Below are 23,105 nucleotides of genomic sequence, written 5' to 3'. Positions count from 1 at the left end.
TCTGTCGTTCCGGTGAGCATGGCGTGGAGGGAATAATGAAAATTTCACGATCTGTTTTAAATAAAGCAGTCGATGCCCGAATTATTAACGCACGACAGGCGGACCAATTACTTGATTTTCTACACGAACAGGACGAACTTGCGCCAGAGTTTAATCTAACTAACGTACTTTATTACTTCGGAGGACTCATCGCCATCGGTGCCATGACCTTATTCATGAATCTGGGGTGGGAAACCTTCGGCGGATGGGGACTTTTTTATCTGTCCATTCTTTATGGCATCCTGGGATTATCACTGACCTCGGTATTTCATAAAAAACAACTAAAAACCCCGGCGGGGATCTGCGCGACCTTTGTCGTGTGCCTGACTCCCCTGGCTATTTATGGTTTGCAACTGGCTATGGGCTGGTGGCCGGATAGCAGCGTGTATCGCGATTATCATGCGTACATCAAATGGCACTGGATTTTTATGGAACTGGGGACGCTTGCCGTCGGCATTATTCTGGCCTGGATTTACCGCTATCCCTTCATGCTCATGCCTGTTGCCGTAACCTTATGGTACATGTCCATGGATATAGCGGCCATGCTCGGTCAACACAGTCAATATAGTTTTGAGTTAAGAGCCATGGTGTCCATGTATTTCGGACTTGCCATGATATTTCTGGCGTTCTGGGTGGATATCCGCTCCCGTAACGCGCTTGATTACGCCTTCTGGTTATATATTTTCGGTGTGCTGGCCTTCTGGGGGGGATTGTCTTCGCAAAGTTCCGACAGTGAATTGAGCCGCTTCTTTTACCTGTGTATCAATCTGGTGATGATTGGTATTGGAGTCTTGCTGGTTCGCAAGGTATTCGTCATTTTCGGCGCTCTGGGATGCGCCTGCTACCTTGGTCATCTGGCCTGGCAAGTCTTCGCACACAGTACTTTTTTCCCGGTCGCCCTAACCATCATCGGCGCGTTTCTTATTTATCTGGGTACGTTATGGCAAAAACATGAGAAAGCACTCACCTTGAGGGCACAGTCGTATTTACCGAAACCCGTCCAGGAGCTTTTGCAGGCGCGCAACGAAGAGTAGGAGCGCCCTTGAGAATTTCAAGGCGTCTTGAGCCGGGAGCCAGGTGCTCGGCGACATTCATCGCCGAAATGATAGCGCTTTCGTGAGAATCGTTATCATAGGTCCACATGCCGGCAAACCACAAATTACCATGGCCTTGTATTTGTCTTACCATTTCCTGCGCTTCAAAATAGAAACGATCATTATGAGGATGCTTGTATTTCAGCAAGGCATACAGTTTTTCAGGCATGGCCGGACCTTTATCCTTGGGATCCCGCACATCATAGGTTACCCAGCTTTTGAAAACCGGTGATTTCGATTTCCATTTTTTATACATGGTTGTCGCAGACTGAACACCATCGTAACGAATATTAACCAAACGCCAATCGCTTTTACTGGCCGGCATGAAACGCTTGTCACCGTGAATGGCTATTTTCGTATCGAAATACCGGATCTTATTCAGTGTCCTGACCAGGTCTTTCATGTCCGGTAAATGGCTAATCAGGCTGGCAGCCACATTGGCATTGGTCGCCAAAACCACGTGATCGTATTCATGACTGCGGCCCTCTTTATCCGTAATGACGAACACCCCATGATCCCTGACAATACCGGAAACCGGATTGTTTAACTTGATTCGGGTGCGGGCCAGGGAGTTTTTGACGGTAATAATGTATTGTGACAAACCACCTTTTACCTCAAACCATTTATAATTCCCGCTATCATTGCCTTCCACCATGTATTTCAACGAATTATAGGCGGAAGCTTTGCGAATATCTCCGGTTGTCACACCCCAGGCGGAGGCAAGAAACGGATAAAGGAAGGTATCCTTGAATTTATCACCGACGCTCGTTTCATCAACCACCTCTTGCAGTGTTGGCTTCACGTCTTGCTGTTTTACTATATGGTGTCCTTTATCAATCACGGTTTTCAAATTCAAGGCTCGGCGGAGATTATAGGGTTTGAGCGATTTCCATTCCACGGTGCCGTCGTGATAGGGCGGCAACATAATTTCATCACCACCGTGGGTATCGTAAAAGGTAGTGACCAGCGTGAAAGACTTTAAAGGCATATTATAAAAACGCAGCAACCTCAAAAAATGAGGGTAGGACGTTTCGTTAAAAAATTCAGCGCCTCCTTCGATGATCACCGGCTCGCCATCCACCTTGATTTCAATAGAGTTGATGTGGCCGCCAAGACGATTTTCGGATTCATAAAGCGTCACGTCGTGATTTTGTTCAATTAACCAGGCCGTCACCAGACCCGCACCTCCCCCGCCAATAATGGCGACACGATCAGCGGCGGCCGGATGGACTAGAATGGAAAACAGGATCATTGAACGGATTAATAACTTGTACATAGGCACTCCTTGCATGTCAGGCTTCATACTATTGGGTTCCAGCCAAAGCTGTCAACAAACTCCGAATTCCGGACACTTATCTTATCCAAAATTTTGGTTCAAAGAACCTGCACTATAATTATTTAAAGCCCCATCCCGGGTCTTGAAATTATCAGAGGATACATCATGGTGAAACAATACGACGCTATCATTTTTGGAGGCGGCAAGGGCGGAAAAACTCTGGCCATGGATTTGGCCAAAAGCAGCCAGCACGTCGCAATGATCGAAGACCATCAAATTGGCGGAACCTGTATTAATGTGGCTTGTATTCCCACAAAAACGCTGGTTCAATCCGCAAAAATAGCCCACTATTGCCGAACGGCCCAGGCCTACGGTTTACAAGCTCATCTCGACCCCGTGGATTTCAGTGCGGTTCGCGCCCGTAAACAGGCGGTGGTCGCTGCAATGAGAGAAGCCAATCTCAAGCAGTTTATCGACTCCGGTATGGATTTGATGCTTGGACGAGGACAATTTGTCGACAAGAAAATCATTGAAGTGCATCCGGATAAACCCGGAAAAGATGGCAAACCACGGCACATCACCGCACCACGTATTTTTATCAACACCGGCGCCCTGCCTTTTATTCCCCCAATTTCCGGGCTCGACAAGGTAAACTATCATACCAATGAATCCTTAATGGACGTGGATCGCGTGCCTCAGCATCTCCTGATTATCGGCGGCGGGTACATCGGTCTGGAATTCGCCCAATTATTTCGCCGCTTCGGCTCGCAAGTCACGATTATCGAAGCCATGCCCGTATTCCTTGGCCGGGAAGACAAGGATATTGCCGAAAACGTCCTGGATATGTTGCAGCAGGAAGGGGTAAGGGTTCTGTTAGACACGACCATCAATCATGTTCGCCGCGATCAAGGCCATGTTGTCATGGAAGTGAGTCATCAAAATACCATCGAGGAACTTACAGGCAGCGATGTGCTGGTGTCGGTAGGCCGCACCCCCAATACGAAACATCTCGGTCTTGAAAAAACGGATATCGCCGTTGATGAACGAGGGTTTATCAAGGTTAATGAGTATCTGGAAACATCCGTAGACGGCATCTGGGCATTGGGTGACGTCAAGGGCGGTGCCCAGTTTACCCATCTGTCGCTTGATGATTATCGTCTGGTCAAACATAACCTGAATAACCCTGACCACAAGCAAAGCGCGAAGGGACGCCTGATCCCCTATACGGTTTTTCTCGATCCGGAGCTGGCGCGAATCGGCTTGACCGAAGCCCAGGCACTGGCTGACGGTTACAACATAAAAATCGCTAAAATTCCAGCGGCCATGATTCCGCGGGCCAGGACCCAGGGAGAAACCACCGGTGTTTTAAAAGCGGTTATCGACGCCGGAACCGATCGCATTCTCGGGGTTACCATTTTTTGCGCCGAAGCCGGAGAGATACTGGGAACCGTCCAACTGGCCATGCAAATGGATATGACTTACCAGCAGTTACGCGACGTGATGTTTGCTCATCCGACCTTAGTTGAGGGAATTAATCTCTGGCTGGCCAACGTTCAGGACTAATGTCATTTTGACCGCTGGACAGGTTGGTTGGGCTGCCTATAGACAACCCAACCTGCGAATCTTAGGGTGAAAAACTCGATGGCGCCCTTTCTTCCATCGCTTCCTCGTCGTGAGAACTAACAGCCACCTCGGATTCCTCAGCCGTTTCATCATCATCCGTTTTTTCTTCGTCCTCATCAATCTCGGAAATTTTCGGGGTTGATGAGGGTTGTTCGGATTGTTTTGAAAGTTCGCCGGCTCCCCAGCCAAAGGCCAGTGTACTATCATATAACAACGAAAAATAAATCAGTAACTTGCAAAGTATCTCTTCATCATTTTTACAGTCTTCATCCTGAAAAAACAACATGGAGGCCATAATCAGTTGGCACAAAGCAATCATCGCCTGCAAAAAATGAATGCCTCTTTCAGGCCGGCACGGTTTTTCCGCAAACAGCGTATAACCGGAACTTATTACCTGACCAAATTTAAAGGGAATGACGGCTGTCGGCGAAGTCAACAACTGCGTGCTTGCTCCTGCAAACTCCGCAAAACCGTTCAATCGCTCGGTATTAAGATGAGTCGAGGAAGGGTTGTAAGGAGGAATAGTCATTTTCCCGGTTAACTTGCTAAACCATTTTGGCATAATCTTCAATCCTTAAAAAAATAGTCATACATGATTATTGCGCCACACAATAGCACAAAAATTTTCTATATCGTTAATACGATGGTTGCCATTCGCCCTGAAACGCTTATAATTGTATATTTTTTACTCGATATCATCGGCGATTATGGGACGTTTCGTAAACATTGCTCTGCTTGCAAGCCATATCTTTATCATCTGCCTCAGTAATATTCTGGTGCAATTCCCGCTGACATTGTTTGGCTATCACACCACCTGGGGCGCGTTCAGCTACCCGCTCATTTTTATTCTGACTGATCTGACCACTCGCCTGCACGGTCCGGAAACAGCCAGAAAAATTGTATTTATGGCCATGATACCCGGCTTAACCGGTTCATTTCTGATTGCAAACTGGTTTACCTGCGGCATGATAATGACCAATAATCCGTTGGCTTTGCGTATTGCTCTGGCCAGTTTTCTCGCATATATTCTGGGTCAACTGGGAGATATTGCCCTGTTTCAAAAACTTCGCCGGAAAAAGCAATGGTGGATAGCGCCTTCCGCGGCCAACGTCTTCGGCAACATTCTCGATACCTATTTCTTCTTTTTTGTGGCGTTTTTTCATGGCAGCAACGCGTTTTTAAGCCGGCACTGGCTGGAAATCGCCAGCGTGGATCTGATATTCAAATTATTGATTAGCCAGATATCATTCATTCCACTCTACGGTTTGATCCTGGGCTGGATTCTGCGCCGTCAGCAAGGTGCTTGCACGGCAACAACCGCTTAATGCGTCATGGCCGCCAGGGCAAGGCATCCTTTTCCGGCATGCAATCCTATGCCGGTGGATACAGGTTCAATAAAGGCGGGTTCATGGCCAAACGCTTCCGTGGTCATGATCGCAAATTCCCGCGCTTTTTCAGGAACTCCGGCATGAACGATGCAATAATTATCCAGCCCGTCCGGTTGCGACAAATCACGAACGGCTTGCACCATTGCTACAAGCGCTTTGGTTTCGCTAAACGTCTTGTCGTAGATAATGACTCGTCCGTCAGGGTCAAGGGAAAGAATCGGTTTGACTTGCGAGAACTGGGCGATTTTACCTTTTAACTTACTGACCCGCCCCGAACGGATCAGGGAGTCGAATTGATTAACCATGACAAACATATGTGTTTTGCTCCGTTTAGCCTGCAACGCTTCTTTGATTGCCTCAATGGAATAACCGTCGGCAATCAATTCGGCAGCGTGATTCAATAAAAGTCCCTGGGCACCTGACACATGCCGGGAATTGATGACATGCACGTTGGAGAAAGAACGGGTCGCCTGCACAATAGCATCATGTGTCCCGCTTAAAGCCTGGGCGACACTGACAATAAGCACATGCTCATAATGCCGGGAAAGAATACGAAGTTTTTCGGTAATGATGCCAGGCGACGGGGAAGACGTGGTCGGATAGACGGGCAACCCGGCCAGGTTTTCATATAATAATTCGCTATCCAGACCATATCTGTCCAATAAATCGTGGCCATTTACCTGAATATTAAAGGGAATGAAATGAATCTGGTAATGATCGGCAATATCCTGGGGAATATTCGCACCGGTATCGGTAACCAGCGCTATCGGGTGTTTACGCTGATGCAGTGTTTCATACTGGCGCAGCATATCATCCACTTTCGGGTATTGGATTTTACCTGCGGCATCCAGTGCTGAAAAAACCTGCCACGGCTTGTTGCAATGTATATGCAGCCGGCACAAACGGGCGTTGGCGGTAAGTACAATACTGTCGCCATGCGCCTGAACAAGACTGGTAACGGCGGATTTATCCAGGTTTTCCCCGGCAATCATGGCTTCGGTGCAATAACGCATTTGGGGCGGCTCACTGCTGACGATCTCGTCATCATGATGAGGTTCAAACGCCGGAAAATCCGCTTTTTCAACATGCGGCCTGGGATCATTCAAAAATTCGGCAAATCCCTTCACAAAAAAGGTAAAACCCAGGGCGCCGGCATCCACAACATTCGCTTCCTTTAAAAGGCTCAACGTGTTGACTGTCGATTGCAACGCCTCATCCAGAATGTGGATGGATTGCTTCATAAGCTGATTGAAACAGCCAACCTGTCCGGCCAGTTGTTGCAAACTGGCCGCCCAGGCTTCCATGACTGTAAGAATCGTGCCTTCTACCGGATTGGCTATGGCGGCTCGCACACTTGTTGACGCATTGGCTATCATGCTGGCGAACTCGCGTGTGGATAACGTGAAGGGAAGCGTGATCTTATCGGTAAGGCCATTGAAAAACTGCGAAAAAATCATGCCTGAATTGCCATGCGCCCCCAGAATACCGGCATCGGCAATCGATTTGCAGGTATCTTCCAGGGTCTCTTGCCGGGAAGAATAGGTAATAATAGCTTTTGCGGTAGCAGCCATATTATTTCCGGTGTCGCCGTCAGCCACCGGAAAGACATTGATGGCATTTAAGGTTTCACGGTTTTTGACCAATTCATAACAGGCATGCACTACAGCGGAATGGAGTAATCCCGAGTCGAGTTGCAGTAACGCCATTTTTCTTAATTATTCCGGTAACCATGTTCTTTAGCATACACGCTCTTGCCTTTGTGTTCATCTCCTATTTACATGCGTGAGATAATGACGCTGCAAACTTTACTTGACATCTTACGGAGGTCAACAGAACATAAACCATTTGAATTCCTCTCAAAAATAGGGAAGCAGGGAATGAGGATAATAAAACAAGGGATATTGTTCGCCGCCATCTATGGTCTGTCGGTTGCCGCGTTCGCCGGCGGCGGGGGGCCTGTTTATGCAACAAACGGTGAAAAAATTATAACGCTGAGCGTGGGCCCTGCCTGGTATGCTACGTCATCCGAACAAACACTTGCCTTGCAGCCGGATGTCGTTAAAACGTATATCAATGACGGAGACCCGAGAGCCCTGACCAGTGCCGAGCTGTTTTTTGCCTTGCAGTGCCAGATTGCCAGACAACTGTATGGTCAGCTGGGTATCGCGGTGGCTTACAGTGGTACTGTCCATCTCAATGGCGATATTCTCGAGGACAATGATCCCAATTTCAACAATTATTACTACCATTTCAATGTGAACCACGGACACGTCGGGCTAAAGGGAAAACTCCTGGGTGATTTCGGTTATCGCATTCAACCCTATCTCTCCGCCAGCGTCGCACTCTCCTTCAACCATGCCTATGGCTTTACGATAACGCCGAAAATTATTGAAGAAGTTCCGGCGCCACCTTTCTCTTCCGAAACGTTAACAACCGCCGCATTTACCGTAGGGGCAGGCGGACAAATGGCCATTAACCGGCATTGGCAGGTAGGCGTCGGATATGAATTCGCTTACTGGGGTAAAACCCAGCTAGGCCCGGCTTTTGGCCAGACGATAAACAGGGGCATAGAGTTTACACCGCCCATGACGCAACAGTTGCAATTTAGTTTAAGTTACACCGTTTAAGGAGAATTGCAGTGAATCGACATCATAATATGCTCCGGGTCATTTCAGGCGTGTTGTTTGTCTTGCTTGCGTTTACGGCACAGGCCGGCAGTCAGCCTAAATTTTCCATCATTCCCGTTCTGACACCGCCCACGGAAATCACCATCAATCAGACGGTCAACGCCGCCTATCAGATCACCAATAATACCTTGTTGTTGCGCACCCTGACGATGGTTCCGATTACAGGCGTCACCCAATTGACCAACTTGCCCGGCGTCTGTCCGTCGCCGTTTGTTTTAAACACCGGACAATCCTGTATTCTGGTGCTTGAAATAACAGGCAACGCCATAGGCACAGGCGTTACAACAGGGCCCGAAATCTGTAAAACCCTGCTCTCCGACAACAAGACACCGGATCGATTCCTCTGCTCACAGCCCAATCTTGCTGATATGCTGAACGTTCGAGTCGTGTAAACGGATCTGTCGCGACAAGCCGTCATCAAATGACGGTTTGCTTTCGGTGTTGATATTGATTTCTCTGGATCAGAAAATTAATAACAACGGTGATACCTGCCGTATAGAGAGGAACCGTCAGGATCAAGTGCCACGGCGGACTGAAGGGAATGTTCAACACCACCTCGGCTAAATAGCGGTTAACAAGAATGGCGGTGATGGATGCCAGCAATCCGGCATAAACACCAAGGATAAACGCCTCGCTGGTCCGGATCCACAATAAGGCGTACTGGCGCATGCCCAATACCTTAAGCAACCGGGTTTCCTGCTGTTTGGTACTGCTGAAAGATAAAATAGCCAGCGCCACAATGATCAACCCCGCCAGCAAGGCAAAAAAAGTAATAAAACTAATTGCGTTACCGGCGTCGGTTAAGACGCTTCGAACCTTGTTAATGGCTTGAGTAATATCAATCAGGGTAATATTGGGAAATTGCCGGGTCATTTCAATCAGGATCTCCTGACGGCTCGGGGGGACATACATGCTGGTCAACATCGTCCGGGGAGCATCATCGAGAAAACCGGGTTTGAATAACATAAAAAAATTCGGATTAAACGAACTCCAGTCCACGCGACGAATACTGGTCACCTCCGCCGTCAGTTGCCCGTCACCAAATTGAAAACCAACAAGATCACCCAGTTTCAAACCCAATCTTTCCGCCACGCCTTTCTCCACAGAAACCCAGTTTTTATGCGGATCCCTGACCTGCCAGCGTCCCGCGGTGATCTCATTGCCGGGCGGAAGTTTGTCCGTCCAGGATAAATTGAGTTCCCGGCGCAAGGCGTTGATATTTTTAGCCTCCTCACCAAATCGTTGTTGAACGGATTGATGATTAATAGCGGTCAAACGGGCACGGACTATCGGGTAAAAAGCCGCGTGTTGAATACGATTGGCCGACAACAACCGGTTTATGTCACCGATCTGATCCGGCGCAATATTGATCATAAAAAAATTGGCGGCATCGGGAGGTAACTGGCGCTGCCAGTCTCGCAACAAATCATTCTTGACTATAGTTAAACTCAACATGGCCGTTAACGCCAGACCAATACCAATGATCTGTAAAGCACTGTTTTCCAGATTGCGTCCTATGTTGACGAACCCGAAACGCCAGTTGAGCGGCAAGCGTTGTTTCTGGCCCATAAGCAGCCCGAACACCAGCCATAAACTGCCGACAACCATCGCAATGAAAGCAACACAGGCAAACAGGACGAAACCCGTGATCATCCATGATCCGGTATAAATGAGAGCCAGTACGCCCAGTAATAATAAAGCAAATCCATAGGTGACATAGGTACTGTTTTGCCAAACCACTTGTTGTTGACGAAACATCGTGATAGCGCTTATCTTGCGTAATTGCCAGACATGCCCCGCGGAAAACCCCAGTAAGAGCGTCATCCCGGCAGCCAGGCTGAAAAACAGCGGCGCGAACGTAACGTGCCGCGACACAGGGGGAAGCAAACCGCCTAACCAGTTCAGCAAAACCGGCTGGAGTGCATACCCGATGGCAGCTCCAATAAGACAGGCAGTACTGCCCAGCAAGAACAGACTACCGAGATAGATCCCGAGGATCTGTGATTGTGACGCTCCGAAACAACGTAATAACGCCACCTGTCCGATATGACGCTGGCAATAGCGCAAGGTTGCCATACTAATGGCCACACCGGCTAAAACCAGACTCATTAAAGTACCAAGATGAAGATAACTCAGTGTGCGCTCCGTCGCTCGCACGACGGTCGGATTGTTATTTTGGCTATCGGTCCATTCCTGATGGCTGGTCAGCTTATTGTGCAAATCCTTTTTTAACGCGCTTACGTTTTTTTTCGCCCCGCGAAGCAACCAGGAATAGGTCACTCGGCTGCCGCGCTGAATCACTTTGGTTTTGGCTATGTCTTGCTGATTCATGATGATACGTGGAGAAATGGTAAACCAGTTACCCATTTGCCCGGGTTGTTCAAGAATAACTCCGGCGATTCGCAATCTCGCGGCGCCAATGGTGATGTATTGACCGATGTCGGCGGAAAGCAGGGACAATAACCTGGGTTCCAGCCAGACGTTTCCGGCCGCAGGGATTTGAGCGGGGTGACCGGTCTTATCGGAAATTCTGTCGGCGACCCTCACGGTTCCCCGTAACGGATAGGGAGCGGATACGCTATGAATTTGCGCCAATTGCAAGTGGCCATGATATTCCACCATGCTTAAAAATGTGACACTTGTCGTCTGAGTCAGAGCCAGGCGTGCCGCTTCGTCTCGCCACCGGGAAGGAATGGGAACGCTGCTGACTACAACCGCATCCGCTCCCAGAAGATTAGCCGTACTTTGTTCAAGCTGGCGGTTGATGAGCGTGGTAAAATTGCTGATCGCCGTAACGCAGGCTACGGCGATAATCAACGCCATCAGCAAGAGCGTCAGCTCCCCGCTCTTCCAGTCTCGCAGGGTGGCTTTCAGGGTCAGGGGCAAATTTAACATTTGACCGTTCCGTCAATCAAAGGCCAATGCTCGACACATCGTTTGGCCAGTGCCTCATCATGGGTCACAATAACCAGCGTAGTCTGGTGAAGGCGATTTAAATCAAACAACAAATCGGCAATGATTTTTCCTGTCCGGTTATCCAGATTTCCGGTTGGCTCATCGGCAAACAGGACGGAAGGCGAGATGGCGAACGCTCTGGCTATGGCAACCCGTTGTTGTTCTCCGCCTGATAATTGCAAGGGATAGTGACTGGCTCGTTGCTTAAGACCCACTTTATCCAGCCAGGATAACGCCTCCGTCAGCGCGTCGGCCTGTTGATTGATTTCCAGTGGTAATAACACGTTTTCCAGGGCGGTGAGATTGGGAAGTAACTGGAAGGATTGAAAAATAAATCCGATTTTTCGTGCCCTTAACTGTGCCCGCCGATCTTCATCGGCCAGGGTGATGTCCTCCTCCCCATAAAAAATTTGTCCGGACGTGGGGAGCTCAAGGCCGGCCATTAAATGAAGGAGTGAACTTTTTCCCGAACCGGACGCCCCTGTAATTGCGATACTGGCCCCGGACTTGATAGCAAGATTGATATCTTTCAATATAGGTAATAATTGTTCACCACTTTGTACCGTATAATAGACATCCTGAAGTGTCATCATAACATTATGGAGCGCCATGAAATTCCGTGCTTTATTTCTATTGTTTTTTTTCAGCATAGCATCCTTGCAGGCAAAAACCATTATTGTCCTGGGAGACAGTCTGAGTGCCGGTTATGGTATTGATATTCAAAAGAGCTGGGTTAACCTGCTGAAAGAACGCCTCAACAACCAATACCCTGACTATCGGTTGATCAATCTCAGCACGAGCGGTGATACCACCAGCAATGGCTTGCAGAAGCTTAAAATGGCCATACCAAAATATGATCCTGAAATCATTATCATCGAACTGGGCGCTAACGATGGTCTGCGCGGGCTGCCTGTGGCCGCAATGAAACAAAACCTGGCTAAAATGCTCGACATGAGCCGACAGGCAGGGGCAAAAGCGTTGTTGTTAGGAACCTATCTTCCGCCCAATTATGGCCCTGCCTATCGCAAATTATTCGACAATGTCTATGCACAACTGGCCAGGCAGTACCATGCAGCACTGGTACCCATGTTTCTGGAAGGCGTCGCCGGCCATAATCAATTCATGCAACAGGACGGCCTGCATCCTAACGAACAGGCTCAGCAGCGAATTCTCGACAACATATGGCCTCATTTAACGTCTATACTACAGAAATAATCCAGAATGTTAAAATTAAAGCGCAGCAATGTTTTTGCCGATGCAGGGCTATATGGGACCTGAACATGTTTATTTTTTAATAAAAAACTGGTTAAAGCGACTTTAAAGCCAGAAAAAATAATAAGGGGAATGTTATGATTAAATTACGATTCAGCCTCGCGATCCCGTTGCTATTGATATTAGCGCCTCTTGCGGCGGCCAATCAGCAAAGCTGGCAAAGCTGGGTGGCCGAAGTCCGGCGGGAAGCGATTGGACAAGGTATATCCCCGGCCTTGTTTGACGAAGCGTTCGCAGGCATTCATGAACCAAGCCGCCGCGTGAAGGGCCTGGCTCGCTCGCAGCCGGAACACCGTTTGACCTACCAAAAATACCTGCGCACACGCGCCGACAATTATCGGATCCTGATGGGGCGTAAGAATTACGCGAGAAATAAAGCGTTGATCGATGAAGTGGCTGCGCAATTCGGCGTGGATCCCTGTTTCATTGTTTCATTCTGGGGCATGGAAACGAGCTATGGAACATATATGGGTAATTTTCCAGTGATTAAATCGCTGGCCACGCTGGCATACGATTCCAGGCGCAGTGATTTCTTCCGCAAACAACTGTTTATGGCTCTCCATATTGTCAATGACGGCCATGTGTCCCTGCAAAAATTCAAAGGAGAATGGGCCGGCGCATCAGGACAACCGCAATTTTTGCCGTCGAGCTGGATGAAATATGCGGTAGACTATAACGGCGACGGCCGCAAGGATATTTGGGACACCAAAGCCGATGTGTTTGCCTCCATTGCCAATTATATGAAGCAAAACGGTTGGCGTACAGGCGAACCATGGGCCATCCATGTGAAACTTCCCCGTCACTTCAATATGGATCTGGAAGGCAAGAATATCGTCAAACCGGTCAGCGAGTGGAATGCCATGGGCATACGCACAGTAGACGGGCGCCCCCTACCATACCAGAATCTCAATGCCAGCATCGTGCAACCGTACGGCGGCCCGGTATTTCTGGCTTACCCGAACTACAAAATGATTTTGCGCTACAATAATTCTATCTATTATGCAGGAGCCATTGGTTACATGGCCGATAAAATATGTAACCGTATTAAATAACCGCGGACGCTATCAGGAGAATTCCGTGACGACTTATCTGGATAAAACCGCGAGCCTGACCCCTCTGGCTCGCAAAATCATTTGTGACAAGGCAACGGAATATCCCCATAGCGGTCAATACAACGAACCCTCCGCAAAGGGCAGTTATTTGTGCCGGCGATGCGGCCTGGCGCTTTTTCGCGCAGCCAGTCAATTCCATTCCGGATGCGGCTGGCCAAGCTTTGACGATGACATTGTTCAGGCTGTCAGACAACAACCGGATCCCGACGGGTTACGCACGGAAATTATCTGTGGTCGTTGCGATGCGCATCTTGGCCATGTATTCACCGGAGAACAGTACACAACCAGAAATCTTCGTCACTGCGTGAATTCCGCATCCATTGATTTTGTCCCGGACAGCGAGGTGCTGGATACGGAAGAAGCCATCGTAGCGGGGGGCTGTTTCTGGGGAGTAGACCATTTCCTGCGTCTCATGCCAGGCATTTTAAACGTTGAAGTCGGCTACACCGGCGGCCATGTTCCTGATCCGACCTACGAACAGGTTTGTCAGGGCAACACCGGCCATTATGAAGCGGCCAGAGTGGTATTTGACGTCGGCAAACTGGATTATTACGCCGTTTTGAAACGTTTTTTTGAGATTCATGACCCAACCCAGCGCACGGGACAAGGCCCCGACATTGGACAGCAATATCAAAGCGCGGTTTTTTATTATAACCCGGAACAAAAAGCGGACACACAAGCGTTGTTGAAATTATTACGTGCGCGTGGCTATGATGTGGCCACGAAATTGCTGGAAGTCGGTCCTTTCTGGCCGGCGGAAGGGTATCACCAGAATTATTATGCCAAACACGCCAAGGCGCCCTATTGCCATCGACCTGAACCGAGATTTGGTTAATTGGTTAAAGTGAGGTTCGATAGTATTCTTGCTACGGTTCTGGTATATAAAGTGGATGCCTCTTCAACCGCTTCAGGCTTCTTAATACGAGTTAAGCATGCACACCGCGATTGTTTAAATCTGGCTTCCTTGCTTTTTGTGTTAGCCGAGCAAGAAATACTATCTATGCTTTTAAATTAACCCATATAACCACTGAATGCAAAGAGTGAATTGTTAAATTTGCGAAAAACCAGAGAAAATAAAAGACATATTGTTGATTTTTATAATATTTATATCCGATGCGCCACTGGGAGCTAACGGAGAACTATTATTGATTTTGAATCCCTTTATCAACATTAACCGGTAACCAGTCGGTACCGCCAAGTGCTCTTTCCAGGGTTTTATTACTGGTAATCAATTCGTTCATGATCCGCAGGTATTTTTCGTATTCTTCAGGGTTATGCTCTGCAAAATCGGTCGGAATGGAAAGCTCGCTCAATAAACCCTTTACATCATCGATATAACCGTCAAGTTTGTCACTGATCCCTGATTTATCTTTTAAAAATTCATACATGACTACCGCAAATATACGCCAGGAAGGAGACGATTCTTCATCAACGGCGTCATATAAAAAATTGGATAATATTTCAAAGTGATCAATGTCCTCTGATTTGACTTCCGACGCCTTGATCTCGCCCCTCTCCTTTTTTAACGACGGTAAACCAAGGAAACCGCGAGTATTTAAGTACGTGGATTCCTCACCAAGCTTTAAGCCGGCGGATTCTCGGAATTTATAATTAATAATGGTGTCTTCCTGAATCAGCTTTCGGGCATGAAACTCTTTAATCAGATTGAAGAATTGCTTTATTTTTGGCCCGTAATGTCCGCTGTAATCATCAATATATTTAAGCTGTCCCTTTTCAACCTCCATGGTTCCTCCGTACGCTACAAATCCGCCACGTTCAAAGCTGGAATGATGAAACCGCTTCTCTTCCGTGCTGCCTGCAAATAACTCACCCTGTGGATTAAGCACAAAAATGGCACGGCCATTATCGCGACCATGGGCAATACAATGCCCGGTATCAAAGGGTACTATTTCAAGAGGACTGTCTTCATCCGAGGGTTGACGCAAAGTCCACAGTGCACCATCGGCCGGGAAAATACGGAAAGCCTCTTTTTCAAGATCGCTTAGCATGGTCACGCCATGCAATTCATCCTGCCTTTTATCTTCTTTATTCACCTTTAGTAAATTTTTTTGTTTTAAAGCAAGAAGATGCTCAAGCAGCCTTTGTTTAACCAGATGTTTTCGTTGCACACCGTCCTCTTCCGATGCCAGCTTGAAGGGACGAAGATGTCTGAGAGCTGTATTCGGTAAAAAAACAGGCCACAATTCACGTAAATTTTTCCTTTGCTCAATGACGCCCGCCACGTCTCTGGTATTGGTAATCATGGCGATAAACGCAGTTGTTTGCCGCTTTAACTCATCAACCGCCTCGTTGGCAGGTTGTTGTTTTGCGCAGGCTTCATACAATGCGATCAGAGAATCCAGACGCTCATAAATAGTTGAATTTTTATAAACATTGCTCATTTCATCTGCAATGACGGTGTTTTTTATTCCCTTTGCGCCCCACTCCTTAATCGTGAATAATTTTGGCATAATGATCTAAATTCTTGCCTACATGATCAAATTATACACAAATATGGCGTTATGTAAAAAAATACTTCTATATGTAATATAAAAAAACACATTCCGCATACCGCACAAGATAACCCGTTTGGTGATAGTTATTGACGTCATGAATATTTGTTTGCAATACTATTGTGAGCAAAAATAGGCCGCCAAGGCAAATTACGATGCAAAACGATAATGATGAACTCTGTACTGAAGAAATTACAAGCTACTTGAGTCAGCAACCGGAAGATTATATTAATACGCTGCTCAGTCATTTTCTTGCTTTTGACAACAAAAGTGAAAACGAACTGACGGATCTGTTAAAACAGACGTCGTGTTCCTATATCGAGATTTTCACCGCCATCCTGCAACGATGCAGTGATAATTCCTTTTCCCGGCATTTACCCCTGGAGGAAAAAACCCTGGGTCAATTCGCTCATACACTGCTCAAAAAACTGAGTGGCGGCAAACTCGTTCTCGCGGATATCGATCTGACCACCATTAGCCGGGAACAGTGGCATTTGCTGGGCTGTATCGCTTATTGCAAGGATATTAACCTACTTGATTTATCGAATTGCCGGCTTCACGCCCTGACCGATATCCACTTTAACTATTTTTGCGAATTATTGCTTGTTCTGCAATCAAAAGAACTCTCCCTGGGCAGCAACTGTTTCAGTAAACTTTCCTCGCAACAACTACAATCCTTTTTAACAGCGCTCGGCACAAATTCGCCGGAGCGGCTCAATTTGGCCGATAATTTTTTAGGAAAGCTGTCTCATGAGCAATTGCAGGTCGTTTGTGAATTTTTGCCCCGCACCCAAATAAAATATCTCAACCTGGCTATGAATAACCTGCATCAGCTGTCTGCGGAAAACATCCATAGTTTATTCATGGCCATCGCCAAAAGCGACATCCGGGAACTTCACTTGACAGGAAACCCCCTTGAAAAACTGGATGAAGCACAGTGGCAGGCGCTTCTTGCCGCTTTGAAAACAAGCAAAATCACCAAACTTACCTATCCGCTCAAAAAACTTGACCAGACTCGAATCACTGAACTTGAAGCATCGCTGACCATCAATTTACAACGCTCCTTTGTAGAATCATGGGGCGCCGGCTTACGCGGGCTCGTATTACACTCTCTGGCAAACAAAGGGAAAACCCCGGGCGAACTTCTTAGTGAAGTGGAACCACAATCTAGTCCGGAAGGAGAATACGACTCGAATCACTCGTTATTCGCTTTATTTTCCCAAATCGATAACTATCACAACCTCGGGATCCATCCTCCCGGAAATCAGGGCGGAGCGTCTATTTAGGGTGTGTACTAATCGCGTTCACTGGTAATGTGACAATGAACACGGTTACGTCCGGCACGTTTCCCCTTAAGCAGGGCAATTTCGGCATGGGCAAGCAGGAGATCCGGGTGGGTTATTTCAGGATCAAAGCCGGTATAGCCCAGTGTCGCGCTTAATTCGATCTTTCCATGAGAGCTATCCAGCGAGAGTCCCGCCAAATTCTCGTATATTCTATCAACCACACCTTTAATATTGACGATGGAATCCGTATGAACAAGCACTATAAAATCAGAAAAATCCCCTCGCGCAATCGTGTCTTCGCTGCGACAGGTTCTCATCAAAACTCTGGAGAGGGTTTTTAAAAGCTCATCACCGACTTCAACACCGTATTGTTCATTAATCCGTGTTAAATGATCAATGTCCACAGCCAGTAATCCGAAACCGACACCGCTCTCAATACTTTCCGCAAGTTGAAAAGCCAGTATCTTTCTGAAGCCCGCGACATTCCAGACCCGGGTTTTCTGATCGGTAAAACCAAGACGTTCTTTATAGTCAACTTCTTTTAGTAATAGTTTTTGCGCTTTGGATAAACGGCAATTATTAATTTCCATCTCGATCAATTTAATAATTTCATTCAAATTACTTAAATCGCTCAGACAAAATGATCGCGGTTCGCTGTCCAGTAAAATAATCGCCCCTGTTTTTTGCCTTTTTTTACCATAGATAGGACAGCTTACATAAAAACGCATTTCCACGTCGTCGAGAAATAAGGGGGTTTTCTCAAAACGCAAATCCTTGCGGGTATCCTCAATAATTAGCACATCGTCATTAATGTACAGATCAAAGCCCAAGAGATCCCTTTTATTGCCAAAAAAATCACAGGTATTCAGCAAGCTGAATTTTTGTCTCTTTTCATCAAACATGCTGATAGCAACAACGGGAACAGCAAACGTATGCCTGGTGAGCGCAACCAGCCGCGTCAGGCTTTCCTCGATGGGCGTATCAATAATTTGACTGAGTTGCTGCGTAATTATATGCAAATCCGAGGTAAGACTTCGTTGCCCCATAGTATCCTCTGACTCAAACCTGTTACTAGCAACTATAGCACGGTGTTTCATGGAAAACGGTATGGCCTGGGCATTGTTGTCTATCATGGAACAACCCCGGTTTCATACAGAAGAGCCTGCGCAACGCGTCTGGATGGGCGTTAACCCCTTTAAAAAACGACAACCAGGAAGCGTTAAATTAAATCAAAATGACGCAATATTAGTCTTGACGGCGCAAAATTTCTGGCTGATTATTAAAGTATATGGCGTCAGCAAACGATATAACAATAAATGGTGATGTAGTGGTTCTACCCTGGAGATAAGAGTCATGCAGAACTTTTCTTTATCGGATATGCTGTGTGAACGCATGCAAAGCGTGGAAAACGAGCTTGGATTCGTAGAGCGGATCATTCAACTTGACTGCTCGGAAATTGACACTTGGGAATTCAGGGACAGGAAACCTTTTGAAATCGGCAACATTGATGAACTGGCTTTAAGCATCAAACACAAAGGCCAATGCCAACCGATTGTCGTGGTCAAAACCTCTGATGAATTCAAACCAAAAAGCGACGCCAAGGCCAAATACATTGTCATTGCAGGATTTCGCCGCTGGTCTGCATGTAAGAAACACGCAATTCCCATCAAAGCCATTCTCAGGGATTTGACGTTCAATCAAGCCGTTTCCGTTCTGGTATCTGAAAACGAAAAGGAAAATGTTTCCGACTATTCCAAGGGCATGTTTTATAATACGCTGCTACAAACGGAAAAAATAAATCAGGAACAATTAAGTGAGAAATTAGGGATCAGCGCCACGACATTAAGTAATTTTCTGGCATTTTCACAAGTTCCCGAGGAAATCTGGACGGCGGTTGGTGATTTGTCCCACGTATCCGCAAAATCGGCCTCAATTATTCGCGCCATCGCCAATAAAGGAACGATTTATACCCAGGTACTTTTGGAGATCGCGGATAAAATAGCGAAAGGATATGGTGAAAAACGCATTAAAGCGGCGGTGGAGGAAAGGCTGGATAAAAAGCTGAAACGCTCTTTGGATACGTTTAATAATCACCGGTTCACCCATCATGGCAAGCAACTCATGCACCTTCATCGCGGTCAGATTAAACTGAGCGCATCTCTGGTTCAGCATGAACGCTATGAGGAAGTCGTCGCCGGCATCGAAAAAGTACTCGCTGATTTTGCTGATTTCTATTTTAGGAAATAGGTTGTTTTTCCTGTCGCCGGTCATGAAGGTGAAGCCGCAATGCGGGAAAACGTTCACCCGGATACTCACCTGTTCTCCCATACATAAAACCCGCAATACGGCCGCAGGCCTCCTTACGGGCTACTGTTTTTTCCATTGCCAGGACATTTCCTAAGGCTTGTCATGATTATAAAGGGCATCGGCTTGTTCTGCCTTGCGGGTATTGTCCTGTAGCTGCTGTTCATTGAGCTGCTCCTGCCAGAAATCAGCGAGTCGATTCCGGCAACGATTAAGAATACGAAAGAGCTTTCCCATATGCGTTGCGAGCATGGGTAATTTATTGGGGCCAAATACAATGAGCGCGACGAACAAGGTCAATAATAACTCACCGGCGCTCATGGTTTCGGATCATCCTCTTCATTCAGCGAACGTCTAAAATTCTTAATGGCGTTACCTAAATCCGAGCCGATATTTTTCAGTTTACTGCCGCCGAACAGTGCGACGATAATCAGTAAAATAAGCAATAATGACAACGGGCTGACACCGCTTAGTCCCATATCAACTCCTTTTTGTTTTATTGATAAACGTAATCAGGCCACCAATCAACGCAACGCCAATGGCCAGCGGTGTTAATCGATCCGGTTTGATAAGTTCCAGGTAATTAAAAACACCTAACGCCATCATAGCGGTAAAAACACCGACACCCAAACCCCTGATCCAGTAATTCCGGTTATTTTGATTACCATCATCTTGCTCAGTGTGCGACAAGTCGCGCATTTTCTGTTCCTTGGACAAAATGAGGATGTCGTTCAACAGGCGCGGCATGTGTGGTAATTGTTCCGTGAAAAAAGGCAGATTGTCATGTAATTGTTTGACAAAGGCCCGTGGACCAATTTGCTCTTTTATCCATTTCTCCAGAAACGGCTTCGCGGTTGTCCAGAGATCCAGTTCGGGATAAAGCTGACGCCCAAGTCCCTCTATGGCCAACAGGGTTTTTTGCAGCAACACCAACTGCGGCTGCACTTCCATGTGAAAACGCCTGGCCACCTGAAACAATCGCATCACAACCTGACCAAAGGAAATATCTTTCAACGGCTTTTCAAAAATTGGTTCACAGACAGTACGGATGGCGCTCTCAAATTCGGTGACCCGGGTTGTACGGGCAACCCATCCCGACTCGACATGCAATTGCGCGACACGGCGGTAATCACGATTGAAAAAGGCATACAGGTTTTCAGCCAGATAACGTTTATCTTTGTCACTCAACGTTCCTATGATGCCAAAATCAATGCAAATGTATTGGGGATTATCAGGGTGTTTGGTCGAGACAAAAATATTACCGGGGTGCATGTCCGCATGAAAAAAACAGTCTCGAAACACTTGGGTGAAAAAAATCTCGACGCCTCGTTCCGCCAGCTTTTTAATATCGACCCCATAATCACGCAACGTTTCTATATCAGCGACCGGCACGCCATAAACGCGTTCCATCACCATGACGTTTTCACGAGTATAATCCCAATAGATTTCCGGAACGTATAGCAAGTGAGAATTGTTAAAATTGCGACGGAGTTGTCCGGCATTGGCGGCTTCCCGCTGTAAATCGAGTTCATCAAGCAAATTCTGTTCAAATTCCGCGACAATTTCCTTGGGTTTTAACCGCTTGCTCTCTGACCAGTAGCGATCTGCCAGATACGCGATAGTGTGCATGATACTTAAGTCCTGCTTAATGATTTTAAGCATGTTGGGACGTAAAATTTTAACAACGACTTTTTCGCCGGTTTGCAAAGTGGCCGCGTGGACCTGGGCCATGGAAGCCGAAGCCAGGGGTCTGGTATCAAATTCGGCAAAAATATCAAAAGCGGATTGGCCAAACGCCTCTTCAATAATGGCCAGGGCTTTATCACTGGGAAATGGCGGTACCTTATCCTGTAGCTTGCAGAGTTCCCGGGCGATATCCGGAGGTAAGATATCCGGTCGCGTCGATAACGCCTGACCAAATTTAATGAATATAGGCCCTAACTCTTCCAGCGTTTTTCGTATGGCCTGTCCGCGCGTCAATTGCTCTTTTCGCCACCAGTTCCAGGGATTTAAGTACACAATAAAACGAAAAGGGGAAAAAAGATGAATCGATACAATCAATTGATCAAGGCCATTGCGGGCCAGAACGGTATTGATGTACAAAAGCCGTATTAATTGTCTAATCGATTTCATGGGAAGCCGTTAATAAGTTAATGGTTGCCTGCAGACGTTCAACATCCAGCGCCAATTCATCAATGTCATTAAAAAAATCATTGATTTCCTCGCGGGAAGGAAACAGGCGCGCTTCTTCATGCAAATAATTGGATACATTATGGTGCATGGAATCCATCCATTGATTTTTAAAGGAAATACCCTTGCGAACGATTGATCCGATTTGGTGGGACACCACGTCTCCGGTGAATCGGGCCAAATGACTTTCCCAGTCAATATCCAGTTCATCAAAGAGTTGTTTAACTTCATAACCCAGCTCAGCATCGCCGGACAGTCGAATTTTATCATTAAACAGCGACCGCGCCCTGGAAGCGGGTAAAATACTGAGGCGGATAAGGCCGAGGGGATTGCTGTGAATGATGGTATCAGGATGACCGTCATAACGATCGAGAAGAATGAGCCGCCGCTCATCAAAGGTAATAAAAAAATTGGCCCCTAACGGTGCGATAATGATTTCAAGCACCTTACCTTGCAGGGGATCCAGTTTGGGCGGGCTGGATTCATCCAGTGCCAACGCATGATTTATGGCTTTCTGAAGTAGTTTTAATGAGTATTTTTTTATCATGGTCGCCTCAATATTTATACGCTATGTGCAAGGCAACGATACCGCCACTCAGGTTATGATAGTGACAATCCTCAAACCCCGCGTTTTCAATCATGACTTTCATCGTTTCCTGATCAGGATGACGCCGGATGGATTCGGCCAGATATTGATAACTGGCACTGTCCCCCGCAAACAAAGCGCCAAGTTTGGGTAACACCGTGAAAGAATACCAATCGTAAACCGGTTTTAACCCCGGCATATCAGGCGTTGAAAACTCGAGTATCATCACTTTACCGCCGGGTTTGCAGACGTTATACATGGCGCGCAGCGCCTCGTCCTTATCAGTGACATTGCGAAGACCAAAACCCATAACAATACAATGAAACGTATTATCGGCAAACGGTAACTTCTGGGCGTTAGCCTGGACATACCGGATATTGTTCAGTAATCCCTCATCCAGAAGACGATTTCTACCTACCTCAAGCATGGCCGCGTTAATATCGGCCAGCACCACCATGCCTTTCGGCCCGATTTTCTTACTGATTAAACGGGTCAGATCGCCGCTGCCTCCCGCCAGATCCAGCACAGCCTGTCCGGAACGCACCTGACTTAACTCGATAGTAAATCGTTTCCATAAATGATGGATTCCCAATGACATCAAGTCGTTCATCCGATCATAATTTTCGGCGACGGATTGAAACACGGCGCCGACTTTTTTTTCCTTTTCATCCCAGTTGACTGATTTAAAACCAAAGTGGGTGGTTTTTTGTTCATCACTCATCCGACACCCTTGTGAATAAATAAGTTTTTTAGTTTAACGCAATTATAGAGTAACAATAC

23 protein-coding genes and 1 other RNA gene are annotated in these 23,105 nt (G+C 47.0%); 11 read left to right on the top strand and 13 right to left on the bottom strand.

Annotated features, from left to right (window positions below):
• The first annotated feature begins 35 nt into the window (after positions 1-35).
• Positions 36-1,073: a hypothetical protein gene (locus tag CKW05_RS00315; protein ID WP_058484738.1), complete on the top strand. Its 1,038-nt coding sequence runs from the start codon at positions 36-38 to the stop codon at positions 1,071-1,073.
• On the opposite strand, the gene CKW05_RS00310 is transcribed toward CKW05_RS00315, so the two are convergent.
• Complete coding sequence (locus CKW05_RS00310; protein WP_058484739.1) at positions 1,003-2,409, bottom strand: FAD-dependent oxidoreductase; 1,407 nt, start codon at positions 2,407-2,409, stop codon at positions 1,003-1,005. The genes CKW05_RS00315 and CKW05_RS00310 overlap by 71 nt on opposite strands.
• Before the next feature lie 165 nt (positions 2,410-2,574).
• Between CKW05_RS00310 and CKW05_RS00305 the strand changes: the two genes are divergently transcribed.
• A complete protein-coding gene (locus CKW05_RS00305) occupies positions 2,575-3,972 on the top strand; it encodes a mercuric reductase (RefSeq protein WP_058484740.1) in 1,398 nt (465 codons plus the stop codon).
• 61 nt (positions 3,973-4,033) lie between these two features.
• On the opposite strand, the gene CKW05_RS00300 is transcribed toward CKW05_RS00305, so the two are convergent.
• Positions 4,034-4,594 (bottom strand): hypothetical protein, encoded by a 561-nt coding sequence (locus CKW05_RS00300; RefSeq protein ID WP_058484741.1) that lies wholly within the window; start codon positions 4,592-4,594, stop codon positions 4,034-4,036.
• 145 nt (positions 4,595-4,739) lie between these two features.
• On the opposite strand from CKW05_RS00300, the gene CKW05_RS00295 reads away from it, so the two are divergent.
• Positions 4,740-5,357: a 7-cyano-7-deazaguanine/7-aminomethyl-7-deazaguanine transporter gene (locus CKW05_RS00295; RefSeq protein WP_058484742.1), complete on the top strand. Its 618-nt coding sequence runs from the start codon at positions 4,740-4,742 to the stop codon at positions 5,355-5,357.
• Here CKW05_RS00295 and CKW05_RS00290 read toward each other — a convergent pair.
• A complete protein-coding gene (locus tag CKW05_RS00290) occupies positions 5,354-7,126 on the bottom strand; it encodes a DegV family protein (protein WP_058484743.1) in 1,773 nt (590 codons plus the stop codon). The two genes, CKW05_RS00295 and CKW05_RS00290, sit on opposite strands and share 4 nt — an antisense overlap.
• Positions 7,127-7,297: 171 nt before the next feature.
• Between CKW05_RS00290 and CKW05_RS00285 the strand changes: the two genes are divergently transcribed.
• Both CKW05_RS00285 and CKW05_RS00280 read left to right on the top strand, forming a co-directional pair.
• A complete protein-coding gene (locus CKW05_RS00285) occupies positions 7,298-8,047 on the top strand; it encodes a porin family protein (RefSeq protein ID WP_058484744.1) in 750 nt (249 codons plus the stop codon).
• 11 nt (positions 8,048-8,058) lie between these two features.
• A complete protein-coding gene (locus tag CKW05_RS00280) occupies positions 8,059-8,499 on the top strand; it encodes a hypothetical protein (RefSeq protein ID WP_126339263.1) in 441 nt (146 codons plus the stop codon).
• Positions 8,500-8,524: 25 nt separating this feature from the next.
• On the opposite strand, the gene CKW05_RS00275 is transcribed toward CKW05_RS00280, so the two are convergent.
• Both CKW05_RS00275 and CKW05_RS00270 read right to left on the bottom strand, forming a co-directional pair.
• Complete coding sequence (locus CKW05_RS00275; RefSeq protein WP_058484746.1) at positions 8,525-11,002, bottom strand: ABC transporter permease; 2,478 nt, start codon at positions 11,000-11,002, stop codon at positions 8,525-8,527.
• The gene (locus tag CKW05_RS00270; RefSeq protein ID WP_058484747.1) at positions 10,996-11,673 is read right to left on the bottom strand and encodes an ABC transporter ATP-binding protein; all 678 of its coding nucleotides are present in this window, start codon (positions 11,671-11,673) and stop codon (positions 10,996-10,998) included. The genes CKW05_RS00275 and CKW05_RS00270 overlap by 7 nt, the downstream gene beginning before the upstream one ends.
• Here CKW05_RS00270 and CKW05_RS00265 point away from each other — a divergent pair.
• The 3 genes from CKW05_RS00265 (at position 11,672) to CKW05_RS00255 (ending at position 14,281) form a co-directional block, all read left to right on the top strand.
• Complete coding sequence (locus tag CKW05_RS00265) at positions 11,672-12,277, top strand: arylesterase (RefSeq protein ID WP_058484748.1); 606 nt, start codon at positions 11,672-11,674, stop codon at positions 12,275-12,277. The two genes, CKW05_RS00270 and CKW05_RS00265, sit on opposite strands and share 2 nt — an antisense overlap.
• Positions 12,278-12,411: 134 nt before the next feature.
• Positions 12,412-13,386, top strand: a complete 975-nt coding sequence (locus CKW05_RS00260) for a lytic murein transglycosylase (protein ID WP_058484749.1) — start codon at positions 12,412-12,414, stop codon at positions 13,384-13,386.
• Positions 13,387-13,411: 25 nt separating this feature from the next.
• Positions 13,412-14,281 (top strand): bifunctional methionine sulfoxide reductase B/A protein, encoded by an 870-nt coding sequence (locus CKW05_RS00255; RefSeq protein WP_058484750.1) that lies wholly within the window; start codon positions 13,412-13,414, stop codon positions 14,279-14,281.
• Between the two features lie 16 nt (positions 14,282-14,297).
• Here the strand turns inward: CKW05_RS00255 and ssrS are convergent.
• A non-coding RNA gene (ssrS, locus tag CKW05_RS00250) (6S RNA) lies at positions 14,298-14,446 on the bottom strand.
• Positions 14,447-14,588: 142 nt separating this feature from the next.
• Complete coding sequence (locus tag CKW05_RS00245) at positions 14,589-15,917, bottom strand: hypothetical protein (RefSeq protein WP_058484751.1); 1,329 nt, start codon at positions 15,915-15,917, stop codon at positions 14,589-14,591.
• 197 nt (positions 15,918-16,114) lie between these two features.
• Here CKW05_RS00245 and CKW05_RS00240 point away from each other — a divergent pair, with 197 nt between their 5' ends.
• Positions 16,115-17,245 (top strand): hypothetical protein, encoded by a 1,131-nt coding sequence (locus CKW05_RS00240; RefSeq protein ID WP_058484752.1) that lies wholly within the window; start codon positions 16,115-16,117, stop codon positions 17,243-17,245.
• 8 nt (positions 17,246-17,253) lie between these two features.
• On the opposite strand, the gene CKW05_RS00235 is transcribed toward CKW05_RS00240, so the two are convergent.
• Positions 17,254-18,291, bottom strand: a complete 1,038-nt coding sequence (locus CKW05_RS00235; protein ID WP_058484753.1) for a sensor domain-containing diguanylate cyclase — start codon at positions 18,289-18,291, stop codon at positions 17,254-17,256.
• Positions 18,292-18,340: 49 nt separating this feature from the next.
• Here CKW05_RS00235 and CKW05_RS00230 point away from each other — a divergent pair, with 49 nt between their 5' ends.
• Together CKW05_RS00230 and CKW05_RS00225 are read left to right on the top strand one after the other, a co-directional pair.
• On the top strand, positions 18,341-18,568 hold the full coding sequence (locus CKW05_RS00230) for a hypothetical protein (protein ID WP_058484754.1): 228 nt from the start codon (positions 18,341-18,343) through the stop codon (positions 18,566-18,568).
• A 30-nt stretch (positions 18,569-18,598) separates the two neighbouring features.
• Positions 18,599-19,492 carry a ParB/RepB/Spo0J family partition protein gene (locus tag CKW05_RS00225; protein WP_058484755.1) on the top strand — a complete coding sequence of 298 codons (894 nt, stop codon included), beginning with the start codon at positions 18,599-18,601 and terminating at the stop codon, positions 19,490-19,492.
• Positions 19,493-19,642: 150 nt separating this feature from the next.
• On the opposite strand, the gene CKW05_RS00220 is transcribed toward CKW05_RS00225, so the two are convergent.
• The 5 genes from CKW05_RS00220 to ubiE are packed head-to-tail and all read right to left on the bottom strand — an operon-like array spanning position 19,643 to position 23,046.
• Entirely contained in the window at positions 19,643-19,870 is a 228-nt protein-coding gene (locus CKW05_RS00220) for a Sec-independent protein translocase subunit TatA/TatB (RefSeq protein WP_058484756.1), read from the bottom strand.
• Positions 19,867-20,028, bottom strand: a complete 162-nt coding sequence (tatA, locus tag CKW05_RS00215; RefSeq protein ID WP_058484757.1) for a twin-arginine translocase TatA/TatE family subunit — start codon at positions 20,026-20,028, stop codon at positions 19,867-19,869. Before tatA ends, CKW05_RS00220 begins: the two co-directional genes overlap by 4 nt.
• A 1-nt stretch (position 20,029) precedes the next feature.
• Complete coding sequence (ubiB, locus tag CKW05_RS00210) at positions 20,030-21,682, bottom strand: ubiquinone biosynthesis regulatory protein kinase UbiB (RefSeq protein ID WP_058484758.1); 1,653 nt, start codon at positions 21,680-21,682, stop codon at positions 20,030-20,032.
• The gene (locus CKW05_RS00205) at positions 21,669-22,286 is read right to left on the bottom strand and encodes a ubiquinone biosynthesis accessory factor UbiJ (protein ID WP_058484759.1); all 618 of its coding nucleotides are present in this window, start codon (positions 22,284-22,286) and stop codon (positions 21,669-21,671) included. Before CKW05_RS00205 ends, ubiB begins: the two co-directional genes overlap by 14 nt.
• Before the next feature lie 7 nt (positions 22,287-22,293).
• Positions 22,294-23,046 carry a bifunctional demethylmenaquinone methyltransferase/2-methoxy-6-polyprenyl-1,4-benzoquinol methylase UbiE gene (gene ubiE, locus CKW05_RS00200; protein ID WP_058484760.1) on the bottom strand — a complete coding sequence of 251 codons (753 nt, stop codon included), beginning with the start codon at positions 23,044-23,046 and terminating at the stop codon, positions 22,294-22,296.
• Between the last annotated feature and the right edge of the window lie 59 nt (positions 23,047-23,105).

The organism is Legionella spiritensis (genome assembly GCF_900186965.1).
GTDB classification, from domain to species: Bacteria; Pseudomonadota; Gammaproteobacteria; order Legionellales; family Legionellaceae; genus Legionella_C; species Legionella_C spiritensis.
Note: the sequence above shows the minus strand (reverse complement) of the source record. Positions and strands in the feature narration are given on the sequence as shown.

Excerpts from the sequence above, each read along its gene's own strand:
- CKW05_RS00245 (WP_058484751.1), bottom strand. The coding sequence starts at position 15,917 with ATGCCAAAATTATTCACGATTAAGGAGTGGGGCGCAAAGGGAATAAAA.
- CKW05_RS00300 (WP_058484741.1), bottom strand. The coding sequence starts at position 4,594 with ATGCCAAAATGGTTTAGCAAGTTAACCGGGAAAATGACTATTCCTCCT.
- CKW05_RS00230 (WP_058484754.1), top strand. The coding sequence starts at position 18,341 with ATGGAAAACGGTATGGCCTGGGCATTGTTGTCTATCATGGAACAACCC.
- CKW05_RS00275 (WP_058484746.1), bottom strand. The coding sequence starts at position 11,002 with ATGTTAAATTTGCCCCTGACCCTGAAAGCCACCCTGCGAGACTGGAAG.
- ubiB (WP_058484758.1), bottom strand. The coding sequence starts at position 21,682 with ATGAAATCGATTAGACAATTAATACGGCTTTTGTACATCAATACCGTT.
- CKW05_RS00295 (WP_058484742.1), top strand. The coding sequence starts at position 4,740 with ATGGGACGTTTCGTAAACATTGCTCTGCTTGCAAGCCATATCTTTATC.
- tatA (WP_058484757.1), bottom strand. The coding sequence starts at position 20,028 with ATGGGACTAAGCGGTGTCAGCCCGTTGTCATTATTGCTTATTTTACTG.
- CKW05_RS00205 (WP_058484759.1), bottom strand. The coding sequence starts at position 22,286 with ATGATAAAAAAATACTCATTAAAACTACTTCAGAAAGCCATAAATCAT.
- CKW05_RS00290 (WP_058484743.1), bottom strand. The coding sequence starts at position 7,126 with ATGGCGTTACTGCAACTCGACTCGGGATTACTCCATTCCGCTGTAGTG.
- CKW05_RS00270 (WP_058484747.1), bottom strand. The coding sequence starts at position 11,673 with ATGGCGCTCCATAATGTTATGATGACACTTCAGGATGTCTATTATACG.
- ubiE (WP_058484760.1), bottom strand. The coding sequence starts at position 23,046 with ATGAGTGATGAACAAAAAACCACCCACTTTGGTTTTAAATCAGTCAAC.
- CKW05_RS00235 (WP_058484753.1), bottom strand. The coding sequence starts at position 18,291 with ATGGGGCAACGAAGTCTTACCTCGGATTTGCATATAATTACGCAGCAA.
- CKW05_RS00260 (WP_058484749.1), top strand. The coding sequence starts at position 12,412 with ATGATTAAATTACGATTCAGCCTCGCGATCCCGTTGCTATTGATATTA.
- CKW05_RS00305 (WP_058484740.1), top strand. The coding sequence starts at position 2,575 with ATGGTGAAACAATACGACGCTATCATTTTTGGAGGCGGCAAGGGCGGA.
- CKW05_RS00265 (WP_058484748.1), top strand. The coding sequence starts at position 11,672 with ATGAAATTCCGTGCTTTATTTCTATTGTTTTTTTTCAGCATAGCATCC.
- CKW05_RS00220 (WP_058484756.1), bottom strand. The coding sequence starts at position 19,870 with ATGAGCGCCGGTGAGTTATTATTGACCTTGTTCGTCGCGCTCATTGTA.
- CKW05_RS00240 (WP_058484752.1), top strand. The coding sequence starts at position 16,115 with ATGCAAAACGATAATGATGAACTCTGTACTGAAGAAATTACAAGCTAC.
- CKW05_RS00315 (WP_058484738.1), top strand. The coding sequence starts at position 36 with ATGAAAATTTCACGATCTGTTTTAAATAAAGCAGTCGATGCCCGAATT.
- CKW05_RS00225 (WP_058484755.1), top strand. The coding sequence starts at position 18,599 with ATGCAGAACTTTTCTTTATCGGATATGCTGTGTGAACGCATGCAAAGC.
- CKW05_RS00310 (WP_058484739.1), bottom strand. The coding sequence starts at position 2,409 with ATGTACAAGTTATTAATCCGTTCAATGATCCTGTTTTCCATTCTAGTC.
- CKW05_RS00285 (WP_058484744.1), top strand. The coding sequence starts at position 7,298 with ATGAGGATAATAAAACAAGGGATATTGTTCGCCGCCATCTATGGTCTG.